The organism is Fibrisoma limi BUZ 3 (assembly GCF_000296815.2).
Lineage (GTDB): Bacteria > Bacteroidota > Bacteroidia > Cytophagales > Spirosomataceae > Fibrisoma > Fibrisoma limi.
The window spans coordinates 1-25,987 of sequence record NZ_CAIT01000004.1 but is presented as its reverse complement, the minus strand read 5'-3'; the positions used below and the strand labels follow the sequence as shown (position 1 = coordinate 25,987).

18 protein-coding genes are annotated in these 25,987 nt (G+C 54.0%); 7 read left to right on the top strand and 11 right to left on the bottom strand.

The window, feature by feature from the left end; translation table 11 throughout:
- Positions 1-179 precede the first annotated feature (179 nt).
- The 6 genes from BN8_RS00645 to BN8_RS00620 all read right to left on the bottom strand — a co-directional run bounded on the left by BN8_RS00645 (position 180) and on the right by BN8_RS00620 (position 10,556).
- Complete coding sequence (locus tag BN8_RS00645) at positions 180-2,186, bottom strand: STN and carboxypeptidase regulatory-like domain-containing protein (RefSeq protein WP_009279819.1); 2,007 nt, start codon at positions 2,184-2,186, stop codon at positions 180-182.
- Positions 2,187-2,251: 65 nt separating this feature from the next.
- Positions 2,252-3,394, bottom strand: coding sequence for a FecR domain-containing protein (locus BN8_RS00640; RefSeq protein ID WP_009279818.1), 1,143 nt, complete (start codon positions 3,392-3,394; stop codon positions 2,252-2,254).
- A gap of 89 nt (positions 3,395-3,483) precedes the next feature.
- Positions 3,484-4,062, bottom strand: a complete 579-nt coding sequence (locus BN8_RS00635; RefSeq protein ID WP_009279817.1) for an RNA polymerase sigma-70 factor — start codon at positions 4,060-4,062, stop codon at positions 3,484-3,486.
- A 402-nt stretch (positions 4,063-4,464) separates the two neighbouring features.
- On the bottom strand, positions 4,465-5,694 hold the full coding sequence (locus tag BN8_RS00630) for a glycan-binding surface protein (RefSeq protein WP_009279816.1): 1,230 nt from the start codon (positions 5,692-5,694) through the stop codon (positions 4,465-4,467).
- Between the two features lie 101 nt (positions 5,695-5,795).
- On the bottom strand, positions 5,796-7,448 hold the full coding sequence (locus BN8_RS00625; RefSeq protein WP_009279815.1) for a RagB/SusD family nutrient uptake outer membrane protein: 1,653 nt from the start codon (positions 7,446-7,448) through the stop codon (positions 5,796-5,798).
- 12 nt (positions 7,449-7,460) lie between these two features.
- Positions 7,461-10,556 (bottom strand): SusC/RagA family TonB-linked outer membrane protein, encoded by a 3,096-nt coding sequence (locus tag BN8_RS00620; protein ID WP_202806381.1) that lies wholly within the window; start codon positions 10,554-10,556, stop codon positions 7,461-7,463.
- Between the two features lie 753 nt (positions 10,557-11,309).
- On the opposite strand from BN8_RS00620, the gene BN8_RS00615 reads away from it, so the two are divergent.
- From BN8_RS00615 to BN8_RS00605, 3 genes are read left to right on the top strand one after another with little or no spacing between them, the layout of a single operon-like run.
- Positions 11,310-11,900: a TetR/AcrR family transcriptional regulator gene (locus tag BN8_RS00615; protein ID WP_009279813.1), complete on the top strand. Its 591-nt coding sequence runs from the start codon at positions 11,310-11,312 to the stop codon at positions 11,898-11,900.
- 25 nt (positions 11,901-11,925) lie between these two features.
- Positions 11,926-12,153, top strand: a complete 228-nt coding sequence (locus BN8_RS00610; protein ID WP_009279812.1) for a hypothetical protein — start codon at positions 11,926-11,928, stop codon at positions 12,151-12,153.
- A gap of 11 nt (positions 12,154-12,164) precedes the next feature.
- Positions 12,165-13,460: an MFS transporter gene (locus tag BN8_RS00605; RefSeq protein WP_009279811.1), complete on the top strand. Its 1,296-nt coding sequence runs from the start codon at positions 12,165-12,167 to the stop codon at positions 13,458-13,460.
- A gap of 286 nt (positions 13,461-13,746) precedes the next feature.
- Here the strand turns inward: BN8_RS00605 and BN8_RS00600 are convergent, their stop codons facing one another.
- The gene (locus BN8_RS00600) at positions 13,747-17,901 is read right to left on the bottom strand and encodes a hybrid sensor histidine kinase/response regulator transcription factor (protein ID WP_040005203.1); all 4,155 of its coding nucleotides are present in this window, start codon (positions 17,899-17,901) and stop codon (positions 13,747-13,749) included.
- Between the two features lie 322 nt (positions 17,902-18,223).
- Here BN8_RS00600 and BN8_RS00595 point away from each other — a divergent pair, with 322 nt between their 5' ends.
- Positions 18,224-19,198, top strand: a complete 975-nt coding sequence (locus BN8_RS00595) for an XdhC family protein (protein WP_144051549.1) — start codon at positions 18,224-18,226, stop codon at positions 19,196-19,198.
- Between the two features lie 8 nt (positions 19,199-19,206).
- Positions 19,207-19,833: a nucleotidyltransferase family protein gene (locus BN8_RS00590; protein WP_009279806.1), complete on the top strand. Its 627-nt coding sequence runs from the start codon at positions 19,207-19,209 to the stop codon at positions 19,831-19,833.
- Here the strand turns inward: BN8_RS00590 and BN8_RS00585 are convergent.
- The 3 genes from BN8_RS00585 to BN8_RS33105 form a co-directional block, all read right to left on the bottom strand.
- Complete coding sequence (locus tag BN8_RS00585; protein WP_009279805.1) at positions 19,817-21,997, bottom strand: xanthine dehydrogenase family protein molybdopterin-binding subunit; 2,181 nt, start codon at positions 21,995-21,997, stop codon at positions 19,817-19,819. The two genes, BN8_RS00590 and BN8_RS00585, sit on opposite strands and share 17 nt — an antisense overlap.
- 3 nt (positions 21,998-22,000) lie before the next feature.
- A complete protein-coding gene (locus tag BN8_RS00580) occupies positions 22,001-22,486 on the bottom strand; it encodes a (2Fe-2S)-binding protein (RefSeq protein ID WP_009279804.1) in 486 nt (161 codons plus the stop codon).
- A gap of 221 nt (positions 22,487-22,707) precedes the next feature.
- A complete protein-coding gene (locus BN8_RS33105; protein ID WP_192579007.1) occupies positions 22,708-22,908 on the bottom strand; it encodes a hypothetical protein in 201 nt (66 codons plus the stop codon).
- 137 nt (positions 22,909-23,045) lie between these two features.
- On the opposite strand from BN8_RS33105, the gene BN8_RS00575 reads away from it, so the two are divergent.
- Positions 23,046-23,615 (top strand): RNA polymerase sigma factor, encoded by a 570-nt coding sequence (locus BN8_RS00575; protein WP_009279803.1) that lies wholly within the window; start codon positions 23,046-23,048, stop codon positions 23,613-23,615.
- 141 nt (positions 23,616-23,756) lie between these two features.
- A complete protein-coding gene (locus tag BN8_RS00570; RefSeq protein ID WP_009279802.1) occupies positions 23,757-24,776 on the top strand; it encodes a S1C family serine protease in 1,020 nt (339 codons plus the stop codon).
- 49 nt (positions 24,777-24,825) lie between these two features.
- Here the strand turns inward: BN8_RS00570 and BN8_RS00565 are convergent.
- On the bottom strand, positions 24,826-25,987 hold a 1,162-nt coding region (locus BN8_RS00565; RefSeq protein ID WP_040005202.1), incomplete at its 5' end, for an FG-GAP repeat domain-containing protein.

Below are 25,987 nucleotides of genomic sequence, written 5' to 3'. Positions count from 1 at the left end.
TTGCGGGTCCCCCCTATGGCTATGAAAATTATTTTTTCAGTAGGTGCATACGTATCTGGTACGTTATGAAAAGGCACTTCTTTTTCTACGTTAAATTAGCTTTAACGCATCGCCCCAAACCCCTGAAGCGGTTCGGCCGTTGCTGGGGTTTGGGGTGGAATAAACGCGAAGCCAAAAAGTTACCGGCTACAGATCCGCAGGGCTGCGTGGAAGCCCACCCAGCCGGCGTTATAATTGCCGAACGTATCGAAGCGATCCGTGAAAATTGGCACATCGATGACCCGATCAGGCTTCGTCGTTTCATTGCGGCTGTTAAACCAGTTCACAGTAGGTCCAACTGCCAGGGCAAGGCCCGGGGTGAGCTTTTTCTCGATCCCCATGCTCAGTCGGTACAGTTGGCTGCCCTCGTCGAAGAAAGCCCAGCCGGCCGGCAGGCGGTAATTACCCGTCAGGTCGAAGTTCAGCATCCAGCCCCGGTGCAGGTTAATGGCCGATCCCAGACCGTACCCAAAGCTCCAGGATGGCCGATCGGAATCCTCCAGGTTAGAACCGGCAGTAAAAATGTTATACAGGGCTGCCTTACCCGTTTTAAAGGTCAGGTTTGCCCGGTTCACCTCATCGGTAGAAATTTCCAGCCGACGGTAGCCGTTCTTCTGGACCCAGCTCAGGAGGCCAATCGGTACGTTTCTGGAATAGCCCGAGAAATTGAACAAACCAATCTGGGTGCCTTTGGTAACGCTCTTCGCCGAGTTGAAAAAACCGGCAATCTGCCAGCCCTGAATGTCTTTACCCGCTACGTTGAAGAAGCCCGACAATTGCAGGCCAGCCGCTTCAGCCGCGGCTACGTTGCCGAAACCGGCGATCTGCACACCCCGTTGCTGTTGTCCGGCCAGGTTAAAAAAGCCGGCAATCTGAACGGCATCGACCTGCTCCGCACCGATGTTAGCGAAACCGGCAACCTGCACACCGCGTACATTACGGGCGGTCACGTTGCCGAAACCCGCTACCTGAACGCCATCTGGCAAGCCGCCCAGCGTTACGTTGCCGAACCCGGCCACCTGAATACCCCGCATATCGTCCCCAATGGCATTGCCAAACCCAGCGACCTGTACGCCATGCACGGTCGTGCGAACGGCATTACCAAAGCCGGCCACCTGCACGCCGTCCATCCGCTCACCGACTACGTTGCCGAAACCCGCTACCTGCACGCCTGTTACTTCGCCCCGAACGCCGTTCAGGAAACCGCCTACTTCCACGCCCGTATTACCGAGTGAGTAGCCGCCCAGAATGTTGAATGATGTCCGGTTGATCACCCGCGCACTCAGTTTTCCATTCGTACCTACAAACGGTAAAAAGCTGATCTGTACATCGCGGTAGAGCGTATCGCCAACCAGGTTGGCTTCGTGAATCTCCGATTTGGTCGACATGAACCAATCGGTCAGGCGCTGTTTACCGCGCTGCCAGGCCGTGATTTTGGGCGTCTGGCTGGTATCAGCCGAGGCCAGTAGAATTGGCTGAATAGGTTGCTGCACAGCCACAGCGATGCGACGGGTCGTATCGACCGACTGCCGGATAGTAAGCGGCTGAACGGCCTGGCTCAGGGGCGATGGCTCGAGCCGGATATTCAGCGTGTGCGATTGCCGCGACGTTACCCGCACCGTTTCGCCCACGTAGTTCTGCTTACGAACCTGGAGTTGCAGCGTCGGTAGCTCGGTGGGCAGTTTGATTCGGTAATAGCCGTAGGGATTGCTGATAGCCGATGCCAGCGTGGTTTTTTCAAAAATACTGGCCTGACCGATCTTTTGGCCGGTAGCCTGGTCCAGAATATAGCCGTCGAGGTAGAAGTTTTTGGGACGGTCGTCGACTTCGGGGAGTTCGGCCCGGAGCAGGATGATGTAGTTACCCCGCGATTTATACGTGACCGTCCCGCGAAACAACTGGTTCAGGGCATCGCGGATCGTAATGCTCGACGCCCGCAGCGACACAAGACTGCTTTCATTGATCACCGAGGGGCTGTACGAAAAATTCAACTGCCCCTCGCGACCGATTATGTTCAACGCCCGGTCCAGGCGCTCGTTGCTGATTGATAGAGTAACGGTACGCTCAAGGGGTGGTATCGGCTTCGCGGCACAAACGGCGAACGTAAGCCATCCGATGAGCACCAGTACGTAACGGTGAATGTACATAGCAATAAATGCGTTTGCTGATAAGACAGCCCTTGCAGCGTTTCCCCCTATCAACAGCACAAAAATTACTGCGGGCACCCTTCGCCTTCGATGATGAACCGGTCGCCCTCCCGTCGAACGCGCAGCCCCATTGTTTCGGCGACTACGTACACGACCGTCTCGACCGTGTCGTAATTTTCAAAACCGGTATTGGCGTATAAGCAGTTGGTTAACCGATTGTTGGCCAGCCGAACGTCCGCCCGATAGACCTCATTGATCGTCTGCACTACCTCGCTCAGGCGCGTTCCTTTAAACGCCAGCCGACCCGTTCGGTAGGCGAACAGATTCGGGTCAACCTTAAGCGACTTCCGGATCGTATCGGCCTGGCTGTCGAACGTGGCCTGCTCGTCTTTAACCAGCGTTACTTCTTTCTTCTTCGCGCTGAACAACACCTTACCCGTCCGCACAGCCACCCGCACGTTGCTGTCGTAGGCCCGCACACTGAACGACGTACCCAGCACCTGTACCGTTGCCTGCCCAGCCCGGATACGGAACGGCTTCGTCGGATCAGGTTTCACTTCGAAGAAAGCCTCCCCGGTCAACGCTACGTCGCGGCTGTCGTCGCCGAATGTTTGCGGATAACTCAGCTTACTGCCCCGGTTCAGCCACACCTTCGAGCCGTCGGGTAGTATCTTTTCTACCGTCTTACTGGCCGAAGTAACAGCCAGTTGAGGCACCGGCGCTGGCCCAGCCTGCTGATTTTTGAGCAGGAACCAGCCCAGACCTGACACCAGCACGAGCGCGGCTGCGATTTGCCAGTACCGGCTCCAAAGCGAACGGACGGGCTGAGGGCTGGATTGCAGCGGTTTGACAACGGGGTCGTTTCGCTCCGTACCCGCTACGTCTTTTTCGTCGGACCGAACAACCGTAAACGGCGACGGCGCGGGAGCAGATGTCGTACCGCCGGTCTGCATCCGGCTCCGCATCTTCTGCCAGGCGGCATCCGTATCGACCGGTGCTTTCCGCTCTTCCGACGGCGGCTTGAGTTGGGCGACCGTTTCCCAGATCCGCTCAAACCGCTCAAACTCCTTCTGATTATCGTCTTCGGCGGACGGATCACGCTGGCTCAGCCATAGCCGCACCCGCTCGGACTCGTCCGGGTCGGTCTCCCCGGCGAGGTACTTGCCGATCAGGCTGTCATCTATAGGCTGTGCGTAATCGTTCGCCATCGTTTTTAGGTTAGTTTGTCGTTTGTGGTTTGTCGTTTGTGGTTGCTCCGCACGGATTAACTACAAACTACGAACCACAAACCCCTTAACTATTCATACATCCGTATTCCCAACAACATAATTACCGGCAGGTATTCGGCCAGTTCTGTTCGCAGGATACGGAGCGCCTTACCAATCTGGTTCTCCACCGTTTTGATAGACAACCCCAGCCGGTCGGCAATTTCCTGGTACTTCAACTCCTCAAACCGGCTCATCATAAAGATCAGCCGGCACTGCTCGGGCAGGAGCTGGATGGCGTCGTGTAGCCGCTCCGACAGCTCGTTAGCCATGAGCACCTGTGCGGGCGCTTCATACGAGTGCGTCACGTCAGCCTCGACCTGGTTCCGGTGCTCAGCCTGAACGGCCAGGTGTTTGATCCGGTTCAGACAGCGATTATGCACCGCCCGGTAGAGATACGACTTCAGCGACGTATTGATTTCCAGCGCGTCACGCTTTTCCCAGATGACCATAAAAACCGCCTGCACGACCTCCTCGGTATCGTCCCAGTCTTTCAGAAACGAGTAGCCATACTGACAAAGCGGGTTGTAATGCTGCCGGAACACGGCTTCAAACATCCGCTCGTCGCCAAGCTGTATGGCAGACAGTATTTCCTGGTCAGATAGTTGCACTGGGTGGTTGAGAGACTGATTTCCGCTGCAAATCTATCATACTTCTGTCGATGAACATACGCTTCCCCACACAAGACAGCCGAACAACCGCATCCCCCTATTGAACGGTAATTTTTTTTAGTGCGCACCCGATTCGTTGAGTTCTGAATCACAGCTATTCCGAAGGTTAATTGTCGAAGAAGGAAAGCCACCGGGTTTGGCCAATACCATCAGCCTCGGAAAAGAAGCAAAAACGCGAATATCTCCCAGGCACGTGCGTAGGAATACTGTCTGAAACAGGTGATCTCCATGATACCAAAAATGCTCCCGAAAACCAGGAGCATTTTTGGTTACTGCGCTGAACGTGAGCAGTAATCGGTAAAGGCAGGAATAATCAATGTATCATTACCAGGCTATCGAAGCTTACTTGACCGCTTTGTTCGACACAACCCGGATGTTGTCGACCCCAATCGATACTTCACCCATTCCGTCGGTATCGGCTACCAGCATCATCTGAAACTGATTTTTACCGGCAGCCCCCAGCAACGCTTCCAACGAAGGGGCAGAATCCCCGGTGCCATTGGAGGTTCTGAACTCACTCAGCGGAATGGTTACGGTCTGCCAGCCGGTCGTCTGGAAGTCAACCGAAGCCGTGCCGATTTTCCAGGGCGTGTACCGATACGTATAGCTGGTCGGTTTCGCATCCCGGTTGGGGGTAATCAGCATCGTACCGGTTTTCCAGGGCGTTTTAACGAAGATTTCAAATTTTAGCGCGTAGTCGCTGACCGGAGCTTTCAGGTTAGCCGGCGCAATCCACTGCGTTTCGTTTACGTTGATTGACCGGCCGCTTGTCCACCACTCGTTGTTGCCACCCACGATTCCTTTGACCGACAGGTAGCCGAAACTGCCTTTGTTACCGGGAAAGAGCGTAGCATCTTTACTGGACGTACCCGACCATCCCGCGAAGGTGTTGACATCATCGAAGTTACACAACACCCCCGGCCCCGTTACGTAGTTGATCGGTGCGGGCGTTGTCGTCGTGCCAAACGTAGCCACAATGGACAACGGTCCGCTCTGGGTCATGTTGGCCGGCACACGTACGCTGATGAGCGTACCTTCTTTGTTTGGCTTAAACTTGGTCGAATCGACCTCCAGATTACCGGGGAAAACGATTTTGCTGACCCCAAAGAAGTTAGCGCCGACGATCGTGATCGAGTCGCCAGGGCTGGCATTTTCGTTCGAAATGCTGGCAATAACCGGGGGTGCCTGCACAACCGTGAAGTCAAACGTACCTTCGCCGTGGGTGGTCACAATCCTGACTTTATTCGACACTTTCGGCGCCGTTACGGCCGTTGGCGTTTGTGCCGGAATCGTGATGATCAGGTTCTCCGCCGTATTATACACCGGGTTGAACGCGGCCGGGAAGTCGTTGAAATAGACATTGACGGCGTTATTCAGGTTTTTACCCTGAATAACCAGCAGTGTTCCGGGGACAGCCGCCGTGAACGTACTGTCTTTTTTTGTTGGGTCGAGCAGCCGGAATCGTTCAACGACCGGTGGAGCATTAACCTCGTCCTGCTGGCAGCCCGATAGCCAGGACAGACAACCAAGAATGGCCAGAAGGGGCAGTATGCGTAATTTATTGGTTTTCATGGGTGAATTCTGGTTTGTTACTCACCCCCAACCCCCTGAAAGGGGCTAAACCCATCCGGCTTAAAAGCCCCCATGAAGGGGGTTGGGGGTAACAGGTATCCTTACATCTTGCTGAAGTCAAACGGTACGGGTGGCTTGCGCAGGTTCGGCGCTTTTGTCAGTTCTACGTCCGGATACGGCACAAAGAAACTGGCGTCAGTGACGGGGTAGGTCGTTGGCGTAGCTGCGTACGCAATGTTCCATTGCCGCGTCCTGCTGTTGGCAATCGGCGTAACGGTGTAGGTGCCTTTGTCCATTTTGCTCAGCATATCCTTCGCCTTGGTCGGGTTGAAGTAATACAACCGCACAAACTCATACCACTGTACCCCTTCCATGGCACATTCAATGCGCTTTTCCCTGAAAATGTCGTCGAACGTAATGCTTGTCTTGGGAGCCAGTTTGGCCCGGGTGCGAACGGCATTGAAATAGCGCAGCGCTTCGGCGTCGCTGGTCGACGCAGCATTACCCATGATCGCTTCGGCGTAGATCAGGTACACCTCCGCCAGCCGCAGCATGTAGCTGTTGATTTCGGTGTGCATGAAGCTCACCTTACCGTCGTTGTCCATCGGCAGACCGACTACGTACTTCTTCACGTTAGCGCGGTTTGTATTGGTCAGCGGCACAACCAGTTCCTGCGTAAGCTGCTTGCCGGGATTAGCCGGGTCAGCTACCAACTGGTGGATGTACTTATAATGGTCGCCGGGGAACATGAACGTCGCTTTCCGACGAATCGAATCGGCAGGCTCGTAGGCTTTCAAAATGTCGGCCGTTGCACCGTGGTCAATACCCCAGCCATCGCTGAAACCGGTGATAGACGAATTAAACGCCAGGTACGACTGCATGGTGTTCTGTGTCCCCCACTGCGGACCGTTCCATACCCACTGAAGCGCGAACAGGCTCTCGGGGTTGTTATTATTCTTGGTCATGAACAGATCCTCGTAGTTCGGCATAAGCGACGCGCCACTGTTTTTGATCACGTCACCGGCGTAGTAACGAGCGCTATCCAGGTCGCTCTGCGAGCGGCTGCCTTCCGTCTTACCCAGACCTGCGCGGGTCAGGAACATTTTCGACAGCATCCCTTCCGCCGACCACTTCGTCAGCCGACCCCGCTGTACGGGCGTCGCGGGCAGGTTCTGCGCGGCATAGCGAAGGTCGCGGATCACGAATTCCCACACGCTCTCGACCGTATTCCGGGCCTGCGTCGTGTCGGTCAGCAACTTGGTATTGTCCGTAATGATAGGCACCGCGCCATAGTTACGCACCAGATAGGCATAGGCCAGACCACGCATGAAACGCGCTTCGGCAATACCGTGCCGCTTGATGTTGTCCGGCACACCGGCGTCCGCATACGTATTGATGTTCCGGATGATGGTGTTGCACTGGCCCACAATGTTATAGAACGACTGCCAGGTCAGGGCCACTTCGGATTCGCTCGATGACGTATTGAACCGCACGTGCGACGTCCAGCTACTGCCTGAGAACAACGTACCGCCCCGGGCATCACCAAGAGCAAAGGAAGCTTTATCGTTGTAGTCAAACCAGACAATGTTGTACAGGGGAGCCGTCCCCATCAACACCTGGTCGGCATTTTTGTAGTACGTAGCATCCACCAGCGTATCCAGCGGAAGCCGGTCCAGGAACTCTTTATTACAACTCGCCATCGTCACGACGAAAGCGACCAGGGTGATATATCGTGTTATTCTATTCGTCTTCATGTATGCAATGGGTTAGAAATCAACGCCTACGCTTACTGTGTACATCCGGGTCAGCGGATAGCGACCATAATCGACGCCAATGACCGACTGAGCCGGGTTTGAGCCACTACCTACGAACGCCCCCACTTCCGGGTCGTAGCCGGTGTATTTGGTGAACGTAAAGGCATTCTGAACGCCGGCCGTTACCCGAACCCCCTGCACCACTTTCTGCCGGCTAACCAGCGACTTGGGCAGGTTATAGCCAAGCTGGATGTTTTTCACGCGGATGTACGAACCGTCTTCTACGTAATCCTGCGTAGCGCGGTTGGCATTCCCGTTGGCGTCGGAGCCGGTAATCCGTGGCCGATCAGCGTCAGGGTTGAGCAGGGTCGGATTGGTCGGGTCGTTGGTCAGACGAGCGTAATTGGCTGCGCCCGCCAGCAGACCCCGACCGACGTTGGTACGTCCGGGGTTTTCGTTGCGGAACCGAACGAAGTTGTAGATCTGGTTACCGTATGAACTGGTGAGCAGTACGGTCAGATCGAAGTCGCGGTACGACAGGTTGTTCGTGAAGCCGAACGTCATTTTCGGCCAGGGATTTCCAATGAACGTCTGGTCGCGGGCGTCAATGATCTTGTCGCCGTTCAGGTCTTTGTACTTGATGTCGCCAACCCAGGTGCTGTTCGGCGATACGGTATTACCCGCCGGAATGGCTGAATTATTGATCTCTTCAACCGACTTGAAAATACCTTCCTTCACGTAGCCGAAGAACTGGAAAGCCGGCTGGCCAACCACCGAACGGGCCAGGAAGTTTTCCATGAACCAGTAGGGGCGGTCGAGGGTAGCGGTTTCTGCGTACAGTTTACTCAGGTTGTTTTTGAAGCCCGATACGTTGAAGTTACTGGTCCATTTGAATCCAGCCCGGTCAATATTCACCGTGTTCAACGTAATACCATAGCCCCGGTTTTCGAGCGCGCCAATGTTCACCAACGGCGGTCCGATTGATCCTGAACCGCTCGTACCCATGTAGGTTGGCAGCGGAATGTTCATGATCAGGTTGTCGGTCTTCTTAATGTAGAAGTCGCCTTCGAGCTGGATCCGATTGCTGAACATGTTCAGGTTGAAGCCCAGATTGTAGGTCATTGTACTCTCCCACTGATACTCCGGGTTCGCGTAGTTGCGGGCCAGATACCCGGTTCCCCACTGCGTTGCTACGGGTTGCAGGGCCGAGAAATACCCTGTGCTGCCCTGGTTGCCGGTCAGACCCGTTTCAAAGCGGAGCTTCAGTTCGTTGATCTGCGGAATCTGCTTCATGAACGGCTCTTCCGAAATTCGCCAGGCCGCCGACACCGAAGGAAAATACCCCCAGCGTTTGCTCGGCGCAAAGCTCGGCGAACCATCAGCCCGGAACGCAGCCTGCACAATGTAGCGGTCGTTGTAGGTATAATTGACCCGTGCCAGGTACGATTCCATACCCCAAGAGCCTTTGTAGCTGCTGTTGGTTGCGGTTTTGGGGTCACCCAGCGGCAACTCAGCGATGTTATTCGTAACGAACCCCTGAATACCGGCCGAAAGCCCCTCATAGGTGCTTTCCTGAGCTTCGTGGCTGGCAATTGCGTTAATGCTGTGCTTGCCAAACTGCGTATCGTACTGCAACAACTGGTTCAGGTTCCAGTAGTAGTTGTTGCCGCTGCCCTTGTTGGCCGAAGCGGTATTGTTGATAATGGTACCCAACTGGTAGGTCGGCGTAAACGTATTATTGGTGCTGAACTGCCCGCTGCCGTTGAACGAGTTGCGGAATACCAGCCCTTTGAACAGGTTGATGTCGGCCGTTAGCCCGCCCAGAATATTGGCTCGGTTTACGCGGTTGTCGATCAGGCTGGCGATGGCAATCGGGTTGTTTACGGCAAACTGCGGATTGGTCGGGCCGCCCCACGAACCGTCCGGATTCCGGAGCGGAATGTTCGGCGACTGCTCGATGGCCAGGTTGATCAGGTCGTTATTCGTTTGCGTTACCCTGTCTTCCGTCTTGCTCAGGTTCAAGTTACTGCTGATTTTTAACCAGCTACGGGTTTGGTTGTCCACGTTCAGACGTACTGAATACCGATTGAACGACGAGCCAACCGCTACGCCCTGCTGGTTGAAGTATTCGCCGGAGAGGTAATACGTTGTCTTGTCGTTACCACCGCTCAGGCTAAGCTGGTGCTTCAGCAACGGAGCCTGCCGGAACAGTTCGCGCTGCCAGTTCGTGCCTTCGCCCAGCAGCGACGGGTCCTGAAACTCCAGGATCGGTGTCTGACCGCTCAACTGACGGTACTCATTCACCATCACGGCGTACTCCCGCAGGTTCAGCGTAGGCAGCAGCTTCGGTGTGTCCTGCAACGTATACAGGAAATTATAGTTGATCTTAGTCTGGCCGGCTTTACCGCGCTTGGTTGTAATCAACACAACCCCGTTGGTTGCCCGCGAGCCGTAGATGGCCGTGGCCGAAGGTCCCTGCAGAATCTCCATCGATTCAATATCGGATGGGTTTAGCCCGGCCAGGGGGTTGATGGAACTGGTAACCCCGTAGGAACCACCCGGTGCGCCCTGAACCTGTACACCATCGATAACGTAGAGCGGTTCGTTGGAACCATTGATGGTGTTGATCCCACGAATATTTACCGAGATACCACCGCCCGGCTGACCGGTGTTCTGCGTTACGTACACGTTCGCTGAACGGCCCTGGAGAGCCTGCTCCAACGTAGTGTTGACCGTTTTCTGGATGTCGGCCGACGTAACGCTGGTCTGGGCGCTCGACAGATCGGCCCGTTTGATCTGACCATATCCAACTACCACGACTTCCTTCAGATTGGAAACATCTTCCTGCATCGACACATTAACCGTTGTCCGGTTACCTGTGGCAACTTCCTGCTTGACGTACCCAATGAAGGAAAAAACTAACGTAGCGTTGGCCGGAGCCTCTAAGGAATAAGCCCCTTTAGCGTCGGTGTTGGCGCCAATAGACGATCCTTTGACCACAACGCTGACGCCCGGCAGCGGTTCATTATTGGGCGCAGCCGTCACAATACCCGTTATCCGCTTACGGGTCTGGGCAAGACTATCGACTCCCGACCAGAGAAGAAGCATGAATGCGAGGGCCACATACGTTCCCGCCCGCAAAAGCCTGCTGTCAGCTAAGGTAACGTACCTCTGCCTGCGGCTGTACACTTGTGTCATCGACATAAGGTTTTGGGTTGAAAAAACAGAATTAGACGTTGGCTAGTGAGTTGGCATATAAGCCCAGCTCGGTTAAGGGTAAGGGATAGGAATAGTCGCTGTACTAATTGAAGATTGAAAAGGATCAAAGTCTGCGACACACATCAATAATTAGATAAAAGCCAGTTTTTATTTGACAAAATTACCAAGAGCCGTGCCGAGGGAAGGGTATGACTTGTTTCAGAAAGGGGCCTCTTTTGTAAAATAGATCAGATCAAATGTTTCTGAACAGGGTATATAATGTTAAGTATGGACCGAAGTTTTAAACATCATTGGTACTCGGTTTCAGCTCAAAGGACATCATGTGCGCGTAACGGCCTTTTCCAGTTTTTACGATCTATCTTCGTTTATGGGCTTGTCTGTTCGACTTTAGAATCAGACCCGACTGAATTCAGCGGTTTCAGCCTAGCCAATTTTCGGGGGTAGTTTTCGATAAGCTGCCGTTTATCTTTATCCAGCAATCAGATCTCGCGATCATGGTTTATCCGCTGGTGAACGTCGACAACTAAAAGCAGCATGTATCGTCAGGATAGCTCCAGCATTCGGGCATCTATTCACCATATTTTATAAATAAGTGATCGCTCACTTATTAAATTGATTTATATTTGTGCTCGAACTACAGCTATGCGAACAAGAAACGCAGACAAGCAGGAACTGGTCAAGCAGAAGGCCATTGAATTGATCGTGAACGATGGCTTCGACGGCTTCAGCGTCAACAAGTTGGCCAGAGCCTGCAGCATTTCCGTAGCAACGCTGTACATATACTACCGTGATAAAGATGATCTGATCAGGCAGATTGGTCTGGAGGTTGGGCAGACGTTTTTTGCCCATACGTTTCGGGATTTTTCGCCCCAGATGCCTTTTGCCGAGGGGTTAACGAAGCAATGGGAGAATCGGGCCCGGTTTTGGCTCGAGTATCCACAGGAGGTCGCTTTTTACGAGATGATCCGGTTATCGCCCTACGGCGAGTTTGTACTGGAAGAAAGTATGGTCGCTTTCAAAGAGATTATGTCGGAGTTTCTCCACAGGGCCATCCGGAACAAGGAGCTTACGCCCGTAACGCCCGAAGTATTCTGGAGCGTGGCCTATGGACCCCTGTACACCCTGCTACGTTTTCACAGCGCTAAAAAAGGTCTGGGTGGTAATGCGTTTGAGCTTTCTGATCAGCATCTGGCAGATGCACTAAAGCTGGTTATTAAAGCACTGACTCCCTGACAACTACGAGTAAATATGCCTGCGTATGACTACACCTTTAGACCACATCCTGATTTTTAAGACCAACATCCTTACCGCTGCCGACCGATTAGCCATTGAGAACCGATTGAACACCCATTGTGGGATTGAGCGATGGAGCCTCGATCAGCAGGATGTTGACTGTGTACTCCGAATTGTATCGGCTACACTGACCCCCGCGGATATAATTGACCTGATTACCTGTCAGGGTTTTGCCTGTGCCGAATTAGACTAACCACCCTACGAATGGAAACGCCCAAACAACCTGTCCCCGCTTTTACCTCGTATCAAAAGTTTCTGATTGCCATCCTGGCGCTGTTGCAGTTCACGGTCATTCTGGACTTCATGGTGCTATCGCCCCTGGGCGACATCCTGATGAAAACGTTGGCCATGTCGCCCAAAGAGTTTGGTCTCGTTGTATCGTCCTACGCCTTCAGCGCCGGAGCGTCGGGGATTCTGGCAGCCGGCTTCGCCGATCGGTTCGATCGCAAAAAGCTGCTGCTCTTCTTCTACATTGGTTTCATTGGCGGAACGCTGTTCTGCGCACTGGCCAACAGCTATAGTATGCTACTGGTTGCCCGCATCATAACCGGCTTGTTTGGGGGCGTTATCGGCTCTATTTCAATGGCCATCATCACAGACGTGTTCGCCCTGAATCAGCGAGGGCGCGTGATGGGCGTGGTGCAGATGGGATTTGCGGCCAGCCAGGTGCTCGGTATTCCTATCGGGTTGTATCTGGCCAACCAGTGGGGCTGGCACGCTCCTTTTCTGATGATTGTGCTGCTGGCACTCCTGATTGGCCTGGCTGTCTGGCTGCGGATGCAGCCGGTGAACACGCACCTTGCCCTGCAATCGGAGACGAACGCGTTTGCGCACCTGCGGGATACGGTGTCCAACAAAACCTACCAGACCGGTTTCCTGGCGATTGCGTTTCTGTCGATTGGCGGATTCATGCTGATGCCGTTTGGCAGTGCGTATCTGATCAACAATGTCAAGATTGCGCAGGAGCAACTGCCCTTCGTCTTTCTGTGCACGGGTATATCGTCCATCATTATCATGCCGGTGGTCGGAAGACTCAGCGACCGGATCAGTAAATTCGTCCTGTTTACAGCCGGGTCGGTGCTGGCCATCATCATGGTTGTCATTTACACCAATATGCCGCCCGTACCACTGTGGACAGTTATTGCGATCAACGTGGTTATGTTCATGGGCATCATGAGCCGGATCATTCCCGCAACAGCGCTGAACACCAGCATCCCGGACCTGAAAGACCGGGGCGCTTACATGAGCATTACATCGTCGTTGCAGCAGATTGCCGGTGGACTGGGGGCGGTGGTGGCCGGCCTGATTGTAGCGCAGCCGGGCAAAACCAGCCCGCTGGAGCACTACGATGTGTTGGGGTACGTGGTTTCGGCCGTAATTGCTATGTGTATCTGGTTTGTGTACCGGATCAGCGTACTGGCCGATCGCAGGGCGAAAACGCAGCCTGGCGCTACACCGGAGGCAGTTGGCGCGGTGTCAAACCAGGCCATTGTCGACTAGATACGAGCCTGACGATAGAAACGCAAAAGGCCAATCGATTCCCGGCGAAATCGATTGGCCTTTTTGATAAAGCAGCACTGGTGTTACTGGATGACGAAATAAGCAGAGGCTGCTGCAATCGCTACGTACAGCGTCATTTCCACAACCAGATAAATTCGCTGCAGTCGATGATTTTTGTTAGAGGGCATAGTATAGTCTCAAAGCTCTCACAAAACTACGCGGCCCAATCAAGACGCAGGGGTATTAAATCGTAACAATCCGGGGTGCAGGCGTAACCACGGGCCGTTTAATGAGCCTCCTGATGCGTATCCGACGGTTTTTCTTTGCCAAAAGCCGAGGGTAGCGTATTAAATTCCTGCTTGAAGTATTTGGTAAAATATTTCGGGTTATTGAAGCCAACCTGATAGGCTACCTCCGCAACGGTTAGCTGACTCCGTTCCAGCAACTGAGCCGCCCGCTGCAAACGAACCGTCCGGATAAACTCGATCGGTGTGCGGTTAGTCAGCGCAAGTAGTTTTTTGTACAGATGAACGCGACTCATGCCCATCTCCCGGCTCAGCTCCTCCACCGAGAAGTCGGCGTTGCTCATGTTCTGCTCCACAATGCTCAGCGCTCTCTGAATTAGTTTTTCGTCCAGCGAAGTAATCTCTATGTCGCTCGGGCTAATGTCGGCCGGCTTACGTAGCGCCCGCTCCAGCAGATCGCGGTGAGCAATCAGGTTGCGGATTCGGGCCTGCAGAATCTCAAAGTTGAACGGTTTGGTGATGTAATCGCTGGCACCGGTCTCCAGTCCTTCCAGCTTTTGTTCTTCAGCACTGCGGGCCGTGAGCAGCAGCACCGGAATGTGGGCCGTGCGTTTGTCGTTCTTGATTTTTCCGCACAACGTAATACCGTCCATCTCAGGCATCATCACATCGCTGACGATCAGGTTGGGCAGGTGGGTCTGCGCCTGGCGCCACCCGTCGCGACCGTTGGCAGCTTCCAGGATGGTATACTGCTCGCGCAGGTTGTCCTTGAGGTAGAACCGGAAGTCTTCGTTATCCTCAACGAGCAGTACGGTTGCTTTCTTTTCGGCTCTTCCGTTGCTGGAAACGGTTTCGGAACCGTTGCCAGAAGAAAGACGCGGCTCAATGGCTTCCTGCACGGGTCGGTACGTTGCAGGTTGCTCGGCCTCCGTCCGGATGGGGAGCTGTACCGTAAACGTACTACCCTGGTCGGGAGCACTATCGACCGTAATGCGTCCGCCATGAAGGCGCACAAACTCTTTCGTAATGGCCAGACCAATTCCGCTGCCCTGGTTGACCAGCGTACCGGGAATGTCGTTCTGAAAGAACCGCTCAAAAATCTGTTCGTGTTTTTCGGCCGGAATCCCAATGCCTGTATCGCTGACGCCAATTTCCAGCATTCGCTCTGCCGATACATCCTGTTCGCCCGGTTCAACTGCGTTGATACGTAGTGAAACCTTCCCGTTCTCCGGCGTAAACTTAAAGGCGTTGGAGAGCAGATTGAACAGAATCCGCTCCAGTTTGTCGGGATCGAAGTACATAATCACCTCCGTTACATTGGCCTGGAACGAAAAGCGAATGTTCTTACGCTCCGACAGGTCGGAGAACGAATAAAAGATCTCTTTACTGAACTTGATGACGTCGTTCTGAGCCAGGTTCAGTTTCAGTTCCTGCACCTCCATGCGCCGGAAGTCAAGAAGTTGATTCACCAGGTTGAGGAGCCGTCTGGCATTCCGTTGAATCAGCTCAAACTGACGTAACTGGCCGGGGTCTTTGGTGTGTTTCAGGAGCCGGTCCAGCGGACTCAGGATAAGCGTTAACGGCGTACGGAACTCGTGGCTAACGTTGGTCAGGAACTTGATTTTCATCAGATCAAGCTCGTGCAATTGTTGAGCCTGCTGCCGCTCCTGCTCCAACTGGAACGTAATACGGGCCCGTTCGAGCACGACCCACCGGGCCAGCCACAAAGCTCCCAGCATCAGCACTATATACAGAATCAAAGCAGTGGGGCTTTTCCAGAACGGTGGTAGTACGGTAATCTGCAGCCGAACTCCATCGGTATTCCAGACGCCGTCGTTGTTGGCCGCCCGCACCAAAAACGTGTACGTGCCTGGATTCAGGTTTGTGAACGTAGCCCTGCGCACCTGCGGATCGGCGGTTATCCAGTTGTCGTTGAAGCCTTCCAGCTTGTATTGGTACGTGTTTTTTTCCGGATGAAAATAGTTGAGAGCCGCAAACCCAATCGAGAACATATTCTGACGGTGGGTCAGCGTCAGTTCCTGGGTTTGGGTGATGGAGCGGTCCAGCAGGACATCGTTTTCATACCGCTCGCCCGGCCGGACGTACTGATTGAACACCTGGAGGTCCGTCAGCACAATTTTGGGGATCTGGCGATTGATGCCTAACGTTTTCGGATCAAACACCGTGAAGCCATTCGGTCCACCAAAGACCAGTTCGCCACGGCGCGTTTTGATCCCTGCATTATCGTTAAACAGATTGCTTGGCAAACCATCCGCTTCGTCGTAAGTACGGAACGTAAACGTGTGATTAGTAGTCCCCTTGGACTGAATCAATAAATGACTTAACCCGTTGGGCGTGCCGATCCAGAGGTTATGGGCGTCATCTTCAACAAGGCTTTGAATTGTGTTATCGGATAAGCCATTCTCTTTTTTGAAAAAGCGGAACGTACCCGTTCGCCGATCGTACAGATTAAGGCCTTCAATGGTACCAATCCATATCCATCCCCGACCGTCTTCGAGTATGGCGGTCACGTTGTTATGACTCAGCCCCTGGCGGGTGTTATCACTGGCGGTGTAGTGTATGCATTTCTGCTTCCGACGGTCCCAGATGTCTACCCCGTACCCGTGTCCAATCCAGAGGTTTCCGTATCGGTCCTCCTGAATGGCGGAAATGTAATCGGAATGCAGATAGGGCGTTTTAGGCATCCGGTAATGGTCAAACCATCCGGTTGCTCGATTCATGCGGTCCAGCCCCCCACCCAGCGTACCGACCCAGAAGTTGCGTTGGGCATCTTCAAAAATTTCCCATACACTGTTGATAGCCAGGCTGCCGGGCTGGTCGTCGCGGTGTAGATAACGAGTAAAGCGGCCGTTTTCCAGTCGATTTAGCCCCCCGAGATAAGTCCCGATCCAGACCTGCTGTTGTTTGTCAACCAGCAGACTCACGATCACATCGCTGCTTAAACTGTTGCTTGAGGAGTTACTGCGGTACGTAGTAAACGTAGTTTGTTGCCTATCAAAATAGAGAAGACCACCACCGTTGGTACCAATCCAGAGGTTACCACGCGCATCCTCCGCAAACGCATTGACGTCGTCGTAGGGCAAACGGCTGGCGGTGGTGTTGCTATGACGGAACGCCGAAAAACGAATGAGATCCGGGTGGTAGTAGCAAACGCCGTTTTTGTAGGTACCGACCCAGACAATACCAGCGTCATCGCAGTACTGGGTATAAATGGTATTCTGGCTCACGCTTCTATCGTTACCCTCCTGATTCAGCAGGTAACGAACCGAAAAGTCGTTCTTATTGAGGACGTTGATGCCACCATGGTCCGTCCCGAGCCAGATTTGTCCTTTACTGTCCTGAATGATACTACGTACCAGGTTATTGTTCAGTCGGCCGCGGGTCGCTCCGGTGTGCAGCCGCGACACGGTCTGGCTCCGCGAATTGACGTAGAAAGCGCCCGTTTCCCCCTTGCTTTCGTGTACCCACACATCGTTATCCGCATCAACAAACAGCTTAAAGTTAGCGGTTTCAGTCGGAGCCGTCCTGACCAGGAAGGCTCGGTAAACGGCCCGGTGCGTGCGTCTGTCCAGTTTTTCGAGCAGCCCGGACTGATGAATCACCCACAAATGACCCAGACCGTCCTCGGCAATATCAGTGATGGTATGGTCACGAAGCGATGCTGTATCCTGGCGTGCGTGAGCAATGCGCACAGTACGTTGAGTGGTGGGCGAATACCCAAAAACGCCCTGATTGTTGTGCAGAAACCAGTACGTGCCGCGTTTGCCTGGCCGAATGGTGGTAATGTTTCCATCGGGCAAACCGTACGAACGGGCAAGAGCGTCGGGGCGTCGATCAAAGCGTTCGGTTACCGGATCATACACCGTTATGCCTTTCCGGTTGCGTATCCAGAGCCGCCCGGCCGGGTCTTCCACGAGCGTCTCGATGTAATTATCGTTCAGAGACGTTGTGTCCTGCACATTCTGCCGAAACACCTTGCAGGTATACCCATCAAAGCGGTTAAGTCCTGATAACGTACCGAACCATACGAAACCTTGTTTATCCTTCAGAATACAGTTAACCTGCTGGTGTGACAACCCGCTCGACCGCCCTAACCGCATAAACGCGTATGGGTCCGTCTGGGCCAGCAGTACATTGGCGGATAAAATCCAGAACGCCGAAAAAAGAAATCTCACAGTACGTTAAGTATAATAGCTTCTTTCTGACCGTAGAAGCGCAACTCTTTTTAAAAGCAGGGATTCAATTTAGTAATATTTCAGGATAAATTAGCCACAATGAAAAAATATCAGGTAGTTGATATGTAAATCCTAGCGTTTAAGTATAAACCTTAATTAAGCTACACAAAAGCGGCCGGGCCGGCCAATGGCCAGCGTCTGCTCGTTTTCTATACTAACATTACGATATCCACTCATCCCGAATCGTTTGTGGATAGTTCTATGTTTAGTAAATTTCCGTATTGGAAAGTGCAGCGACAAACGTATCAGAAGAACGGCACGCATGATCAGCGAATTCAAACATATAATTGACACGTATCGAAAAGTCGACTTCACCCAGCGTAAGGCCGCGCTGGCTACGGTGATTGGCTTGAAAGGCTCCGGCTACCGGCGACCCGGAGCGCGGATGCTCATCACCGACGACGGCCACTGGACCGGTGCCATCAGTGGCGGTTGTCTGGAGGGCGATGCCCTGCGTAAGGCCCGCGAGGTGATGCAATCCGGTCAGGCCAGGCTCGTGACCTACGACACCACCCAGCCCGACGGCGAAAACTTCGGCATTGGCCTCGGCTGCCACGGGGTACTGGATGTAATGATTGAGCCGCTCAACCCGGCCGATTCGGACAACTCGCTCGAAGTACTTGATCAGATTCTTCAGGACCGGCGCGAGGTCGAACTGTCGAAACCCCTGCCTAACGGTGAATTCTTTACCGAACAGCTCAAACCGGATATTCAGTTGCTGGTGTTCGGCGCGGGCTATGACGCCATTCCGCTCGTGGCACAGGCGAAGATGATAGGCTGGCACGTGGTCGTCGCCGACGACTGCGTAGCGCACCTCAACCCCAAACGGTTTGCCCAGGCCGATCAGTTGCTGGCTATTCAGCGCGATAACGTTAGGCAGTCAGTAACCATCGATCAATACTCAGCGGCCGTCCTGATTTCGCACAATTACAAATTCGACCGGTCGGTGTTGCGCGAACTGCTCCAGACCGACATTCGGTACATCGGTATTCTGGGCCCGAAAAAGCGGGGCGATGCACTCCTTGATGAACTTGCCGATGTTGTGCAGCCATCAGACTACGACCGAATTTTTGCGCCGGTTGGCCTCGACATCGGCGCTGAAAACCCGCCCGAAATTGCGCTCTCCATTGTGTCGGAAGTGCAGGCTGTTTTTCGGCAGACTTCAGCCCGTCCGCTTAAATTCAAGAACGCGCCTATTCACCAGCCGGTGGAACAGCCAACACCCATCGAATCCTGACTAACGGCGTGCGTATCGGCATCATTATTCTGGCGGCTGGGGCAGCAACCCGTTTTGGAGGCCAACCCAAGCAATTGCTAGCCCTGAACGGCTCGACTCTGATCCAACGTATTACGCAGACCGCCCTGACGGCCTGTCCGGATGGTCCCGTAGCGGTGGTACTTGGGGCCAACCGTGACAACGTACGTCCCGAACTTCTGAACTACCCTGTTACGATCGTCGACAACCCGCACTGGTCGGACGGCATGGCTACGTCGCTAAAGGCTGGGCTGGATTCGTTGCTGACACAGCATCCTGCGCTCGACGCAGTGATTGTGCTCCTTTGCGACCAGCCGTTGATTACGCCTGAGCTGATTCAGGAATTGATTGACACGCACGGACGAACCGGCCAGCCGATTGTAGCTTGCCGCTATGCGGGTTCGGTGGGCGTACCGGCTCTGTTCACCCAATCATATTTCGACAAACTGCTGGCCCTTACCGGCGATCAGGGCGCTCGGTACATCCTGAAAAACAACAAAACCGACCTCGCTGAAGTCGGTTTTGAGCCGGCGGCCATTGATCTGGACTCCTGGCAGGACGTTGAAGAGTTCAACCAGAGCCAGTCAGACGACAATCGGGTTACCCCAGATCGTTGATATCGAACGGCAGCTTACGAACGCGTTTGCCCGTTGCCGCAAAGATGGCGTTTGCCAGAGCCGGGGCTGCGGGCGGCAAGCCTGGCTCCCCAACGCCAATCGGCGACTCAGAACTCGGCAGGATGTGTACCTCAATGGGTGGCGTTTCGTTCAGACGCAGCATCTGATAGTCGTGAAAGTTGGTTTGTTTGGCGCGGCCTTCCTCAAACGTAATCGCACTTTTCAGAGCCGCCGTCAGCCCCATAACCGTTCCTCCCTCGATCTGCGAGCGAACGTTGTCCGGATTTACGGCCGTGCCGCAGTCAACGGCCGCGACGATCTTTTCGATCTTGACCCCTTTGTCGGTTTTTGATACGTATACGACGTGCCCGGCCTGCCCGGCGAAAAACTGCCAGAACGCAACGCCCTTCCCCCACCCGGCCGGCAAGGGCTTTTCCCAGCCACTCTGCTCGCGCAGGAACGTCAGCAGGTTTTTCATGCGGGTATTTTCCCCGATCAGGTTTAATCGAAACGCCAGCGGGTCCTGCCCGACGGCATGGGCCATTTCGTCCACGAAGCTCTCGTGCGCAAAGCAGGTCGTTGCTGAATAGACGGCCCGCCACCAGCCCATCGGTACCGGCACGTCGGCGAAAACGTTGTTGAACCGGAGATTCGGAATATCGTAGGGGGCTTCCTTCAGGCCCTCCATAGCGCCATCATCCTGTCGTTTGGCGGGGTCTTTACTGCCAAACTGCGTATCGTTGATAGAGGGGGCCACCACTTTGTGCTGAAATGCGACCGGCTTACCAGCGCCATCAAATCCGGCCCGGAGCCGACTGTACGTAGCCGGGCGGTACGGACCGCCCGCCATGTCGTCTTCGCGGGTCCAGACCACTTTCACCGGCCGGCCCACCTGCTTCGACAGGTACACGGCTTCCATCACCTGGTCCAGAAATAACCGGCGACCAAAACCGCCCCCTACAAACAGCACATGCACCATTACGTTCTCGGGCGGAATATTGAGGTATTTTGCCGTTTCCTTCTGCACATCGTCGGGTAGCTGGGTCGATGTCCAGATTTCGACCGTATCGCCTTTTACGGAAGCCAGGCAGTTCTGCGGCTCCATCGGTGCATGTGCCGCGAACGGCAGTTCATAGTCAGCCTCCAGTTTTTTGGTGGCCCCGGCAAAGGCAGTATCGAAATCGCCTTTATTGGTATCGACATGCCCATCCGTTTTGGCCAACTCCTTAAACCTGGCCGTTATATCGGCCGAATTAAACGCACCGTACTGGCCGTTATCCCATTCAACCTTCAGCGCCCGTCGTCCCTGAAGGGCAGCCCAGTAAGTATCCGCCAGCACGGCAACCCCCTGAAAGGTGTTTTTATTCATCTTCCGCTCAGCCTTCAGCACGTGCTGAACACCCGGTATCTTTTTAGCCGCCGTATCCTCGAACGACTTTATGGTAGCCTGCATGACGGGGGCTCGGTCAACGGAGGCATACAGCATCCCGGGCACTTCAGCATCAATACCGAATTTTGCCCGCCCGGTCACTTTGGCCGGAATATCCGGGCGTTTGCTTGGCTTCCCAACGAGCCGGAACTCCTTGGCGTCTTTCAGCTTCGGTTCCTTGGGTACGTCGAGTGTTTTGGCGATCTCGGTGAGCGCACCGTAGGAGGAACTTTTACCGGTGGGCTTATGAAAAATCTTACCTTCTCTGGCGTAGCACTCGTCCACCGGAACGTTCCAGGTTTTGGCTGCCGCCTGGGTCAGCATCTCGCGGGCGGCTGCTCCGGCTTTACGAAGGTTTGCCCATTCACTCCGAACGCTATAGCTACCCCCGACGCCCATATTCCCAAATTTTTTATCGGCCATTGCCTGCCGGATCTCTACCTGGTCGAGCGATACCTCCAACTCTTCAGCCACAATCAGGGGCATCGACTGGAACGTCCCCTGTCCGATTTCGGGTTTGTGCGCCATCAGAATAATCTTTCCGGTATTCTCCAGAATGACCAGCGGACTGACTTCCAGCGACACCAGCGCCTTCTCAGCCACTCGTTCGCTGAGATTAACCAGTTCGCTACCAGCCTGCGCCGAATTGAAGCCGATGACCAGCGACGATACGGTCAGGCCGCCGGTTTTCAGAAACGCCCGGCGGTTCAGGGATAAAGAAGGTTGCTGTTTCATGGATTATTTAGTCTTCAGGGCGGATTCCTTCATCATATCTGAAGCCCGGTGGATGGCCTTTCGAACGCGATTGTAGGTACCACAGCGGCAGATGTTACCACTCATGGCCTGATCAATCTCGGCATCAGTTGGGTCTGGGTTTGTGTTCAGCAGCGCCACGGCCGACATAATCTGGCCGGACTGGCAATAGCCACACTGCGGGACCTGCTCTTCGATCCACGCCTGTTGAACAGGATGTAAGCGGGCTTCGCTGCCAACGCCCTCAATGGTCGTAATTTTCTTGTTGGCAACGGTCGAAACAGGAGTGATGCACGAGCGGATGGGCTTTCCGTTCAGGTGTACGGTGCAGGCTCCGCACTGCGCCATGCCGCAACCGAACTTCGTACCTTTCAGCCCCACCACATCACGAACGGCCCACAGCAGCGGCATTTGCGGATCGGCGTTGATCGTGCGCTTCTTGCCGTTAATAGTCAGGGAGATAACAGCCATTGATGAATAGATTTATCGAACCCTATAAAGTTTGTTATTTTTTAACAGGCAGGCAAACGATCTTGTACAATAGTGGAGAATCGTGGTATGAACGGAAACGAACCCACGAAATGGCATGTTACTTTATAATAAAGCCAACAAAAAAACCCCACATTGAAGCGGGGTTTTCCGTAGGTTGTATAGCGATGTCGGTAATTAACCGGCAGTCGTGCCTCAACTAATTAACGAGCGCTATCAGATGACATCGTTGACGCTGAGTCCGTAGCCATCGTTGAATCGGTAGACATCATCGTAGATGAATCCGTAGACATCGTGCTTTCAGTACCAGCGGCTGATTCAGTTTCAGTCTTCTTAGATGAGCAAGAAGTAGCCAGGGCGATCATTGCCATGAAGAAGAACGCAGATTTTGCAATAGCTTTCATGATTTTGGGGTGTTTAAGCGTTGTTAATGGTAAATTGTCGACTTTAATACACCGTTTACGAAAAGGTAACCCACTATTTTTTAACTTTTTTTGGGTTACGTTTAAGGTGTATCCGTATTAAGTAGTGACGCAACGTAATGAGAAGAAGTAGCGGAGGAGTACTGCTGACCGACGACGAGTTGCTGATAGGGCTGGCCAGCGGCTCCGATGCCGTACTGACACAACTCTACCGTCGGTATTTTCCGATGGTTCTGCATTTCGTGACGAGCAACAGCGGTAGCGAGGATGATGCTAAGGACATCTATCAGGAGGTGCTGGTCGTGTTGTATGAGAAAGTGACGCACGGCTCGTTGGAGCTAAACTGTCAGTTGAAGACGTACCTCTATTCGGTAGGTCGGCGGCTGTGGCTCAAACAACTGGCTCAACGAAACCGACATTTTATTAATGATACAGAAGCAGTCGTTGCGGTAGACGACGACCTGACCGACCACGAGGAACGAAACCGTCAGTTTGATCTGATGACGGATTCGCTCGAACGACTCGGCGAACCCTGCCGCACGTTGCTGGAAGATTTTTATACGCGGCATTTGTCCATGCAGGACATCACCGAAAAATTCGGGTACACCAATGCCGACAATGCCAAAACGCAGAAATACAAGTGTCTTCAGCGACTGAAGCGGTTGTTTTTCTCGGAATACAAACAGTAGCTATACGGTTAGTCAGTTTACGGTTTTCAGCGGACAACTGGCAAATCCCACCAGTGATGTCAGTACTGTCGGGGTTTCCTGTCATTAACAGTGCACTGAAAACCGTAAACCAGTAACCAACCACTGCAACCCATTAAAGTCATGGAAACGAACGACGACCAGGATATTGAACGTGCGCTGCTGGCGTACGGCGAGCGCATCCGGTTCCGGCAGCAGCTCGCACAGATTCACGCAGGGCTAAATATGGAATCAATGCGTGAGGAAGCTGGATTGTACCGCGATGAAACGGTACAGCCCGGTCGCATCCGAACGTTCTGGCAGACTTACCGTACCACACTCGCCGTGGCAGCTTCGGTAGCTTTACTGACAACGTTCGGCACAATTTTTCTGTATCGGCAATACCAGCAAAGCCACCAGCAACAACAGCAGTACAGCCTGCTTCGGCGGGATATTCAGGCCATAAAATCGTCCCAGAAGCAACTTCTGAACGATATCACCGGCCGGAGCCGCGCCCTGAGCGTAAACCCGGGTCAGGTAGCCGGTACGGGTTTTCTGCTGACGGCCGATGGCTATTTTATAACGAGCAATCACATTGTGCAGGAGGCTGATTCAATTTACGTACAGAGTCAGAAAGGCGAAGTGTATAAAGCGCGGGTGGTCCACTCTGATAAGGAGCATGATCTGGCTATTCTCCAGCTTCGCGAGGATAGCGCTTTTCAGCCACTACCAACTGTTCCGTATAGCTTCGACGGAAGGTCTTCCGAGCTGGGCGAACGCGTGTTCACCCTGGGTTACCCACGCGAGGAGATCGTGTATGGAGAAGGGTACCTGAGTTCGGGAACCGGCTACCGGGGCGATACGGTTGCCTATCAGGTGGCAATCAGCGTGAATCCGGGTAACTCGGGCGGTCCGCTGCTTGACGAGCGGGGTAATGTGATTGGTATCATCAGCGCCAAACAGACCACCTCTGAGGGTGTTAGCTTCGCGGTAAAAACGAACTACCTCTTCAAGGCGCTGGAAAGCATTCCGAGCGATTCGCTGAAAGGCATTCCGCTGAACCTGAACCGAAAAAATACCCTGGTGCATCTGCCCCGCAAGCAGCAGATCAAGCGGATGCAGAGCTACGTGTATCAGGTAAAAGTGTTTAAGCACGAAAAATAAATCGCTTTCATAAACAAAGCCCGGATGGCTCCAACCGTCCGGGCTTTGTTCATTTATGGGCAACTTCCTCCATCAGCCTGACGGTTCGACGCTCCTTCAGGCCGACAACCTCCGCGACTAATGTACCGACCGGCAACCGCACCGTTCGCGACGATTGAGCCAGGTACGATGCGCCCCAATACCCCTCTATTTTCTGCTTTTTTCCGTTCGGCAGTGTCGCCAGAACGTACTGATCCGTCGGCATCAGTCGAATCGTTTTGCTCTGTAAGGGTCGGCTTGGTGCAAACACGCGCAGACTGTCCTGATTCTGCGTAGCCAGGAAAAGCGGTTGCCCCGATGGTCGCGTCAGCTCGGCCAGGGCTTTGGCATCTCTATCCACCACGAACCCGGAACGACCAACGGGGGCGGGCCTAAAAGCGCCCCGGCCGTCGCCCTGCAAATACAGGCCAATCCCTGCATCGTTCCAGCCGGACAGAACATCGGCTGCGTAGTCGTTGCCGATCAGCAGCAAATCCAGATTTCCATCTTCATTTACATCGGCCGGGACCATGCCGAACACTGGCGACAGTTGGGCTTCGGTCGGCAGTGGCCGTACGCGAAACGTACCCGCACCCTTGTTTTCGAGATAAACCGACGCGAAATACGTAGCCCGTCGCACCAGCGCTCTGGACCGCTGCTCGTCTGGTAGCATATCGGAAAATGGCTTTTTGCCGTAGGCAGCGTAGGAAGTAAACTGTTTGCGGAACGCGGGCATCTGATCAGTCAGCGTTTCGCGGGGGTGTGCCGAATACTCTTTACCCTGATTGAACCAGGTTATAATTGGGTCAAGCGTCCCGTTCTGGTCATAATCGGCCGCATACACTGAAACGGGTTCCTTTTCCGACGCCCGGTAGCGGGTATTCAGGCCCAGGTTCCCGGCTACGTAATCCATGTCGCCATCGTTGTCAAAGTCACCAGCGGTCAGACTATTCCACCAGCCCGCGGGCGCTAAGGGTTGAGTGCTGAGTGCAAAGGCTGGTTCTCGACCATCGGACGGTTGTTCCGTGCCCTTAACCCCACGCCCCATGCGGTTCTTAAACACCATGACCGGCATCCACTCACCGGTGACCAGTAGGTCCAGCCAACCATCGTTGTCGTAGTCGGACCAGAGGGCCGCGCACACCAGACCGGCATCAGCCAGTCCAGGGGCCAGTTGCTCGGTTACGTCGGTA

What these genes read in the sequence shown, in the direction of transcription:
- BN8_RS00570 (WP_009279802.1), top strand. Translation starts at nt 23,757, where the DNA reads ATGGAAACGAACGACGACCAGGATATTGAACGTGCGCTGCTGGCGTAC.
- BN8_RS00605 (WP_009279811.1), top strand. Translation starts at nt 12,165, where the DNA reads ATGGAAACGCCCAAACAACCTGTCCCCGCTTTTACCTCGTATCAAAAG.
- BN8_RS00595 (WP_144051549.1), top strand. Translation starts at nt 18,224, where the DNA reads ATGATCAGCGAATTCAAACATATAATTGACACGTATCGAAAAGTCGAC.
- BN8_RS00585 (WP_009279805.1), bottom strand. Translation starts at nt 21,997, where the DNA reads ATGAAACAGCAACCTTCTTTATCCCTGAACCGCCGGGCGTTTCTGAAA.
- BN8_RS00610 (WP_009279812.1), top strand. Translation starts at nt 11,926, where the DNA reads ATGACTACACCTTTAGACCACATCCTGATTTTTAAGACCAACATCCTT.
- BN8_RS00620 (WP_202806381.1), bottom strand. Translation starts at nt 10,556, where the DNA reads ATGCTTCTTCTCTGGTCGGGAGTCGATAGTCTTGCCCAGACCCGTAAG.
- BN8_RS00615 (WP_009279813.1), top strand. Translation starts at nt 11,310, where the DNA reads ATGCGAACAAGAAACGCAGACAAGCAGGAACTGGTCAAGCAGAAGGCC.
- BN8_RS00645 (WP_009279819.1), bottom strand. Translation starts at nt 2,186, where the DNA reads ATGTACATTCACCGTTACGTACTGGTGCTCATCGGATGGCTTACGTTC.
- BN8_RS00640 (WP_009279818.1), bottom strand. Translation starts at nt 3,394, where the DNA reads ATGGCGAACGATTACGCACAGCCTATAGATGACAGCCTGATCGGCAAG.
- BN8_RS33105 (WP_192579007.1), bottom strand. Translation starts at nt 22,908, where the DNA reads ATGAAAGCTATTGCAAAATCTGCGTTCTTCTTCATGGCAATGATCGCC.
- BN8_RS00575 (WP_009279803.1), top strand. Translation starts at nt 23,046, where the DNA reads ATGAGAAGAAGTAGCGGAGGAGTACTGCTGACCGACGACGAGTTGCTG.
- BN8_RS00625 (WP_009279815.1), bottom strand. Translation starts at nt 7,448, where the DNA reads ATGAAGACGAATAGAATAACACGATATATCACCCTGGTCGCTTTCGTC.
- BN8_RS00630 (WP_009279816.1), bottom strand. Translation starts at nt 5,694, where the DNA reads ATGAAAACCAATAAATTACGCATACTGCCCCTTCTGGCCATTCTTGGT.
- BN8_RS00580 (WP_009279804.1), bottom strand. Translation starts at nt 22,486, where the DNA reads ATGGCTGTTATCTCCCTGACTATTAACGGCAAGAAGCGCACGATCAAC.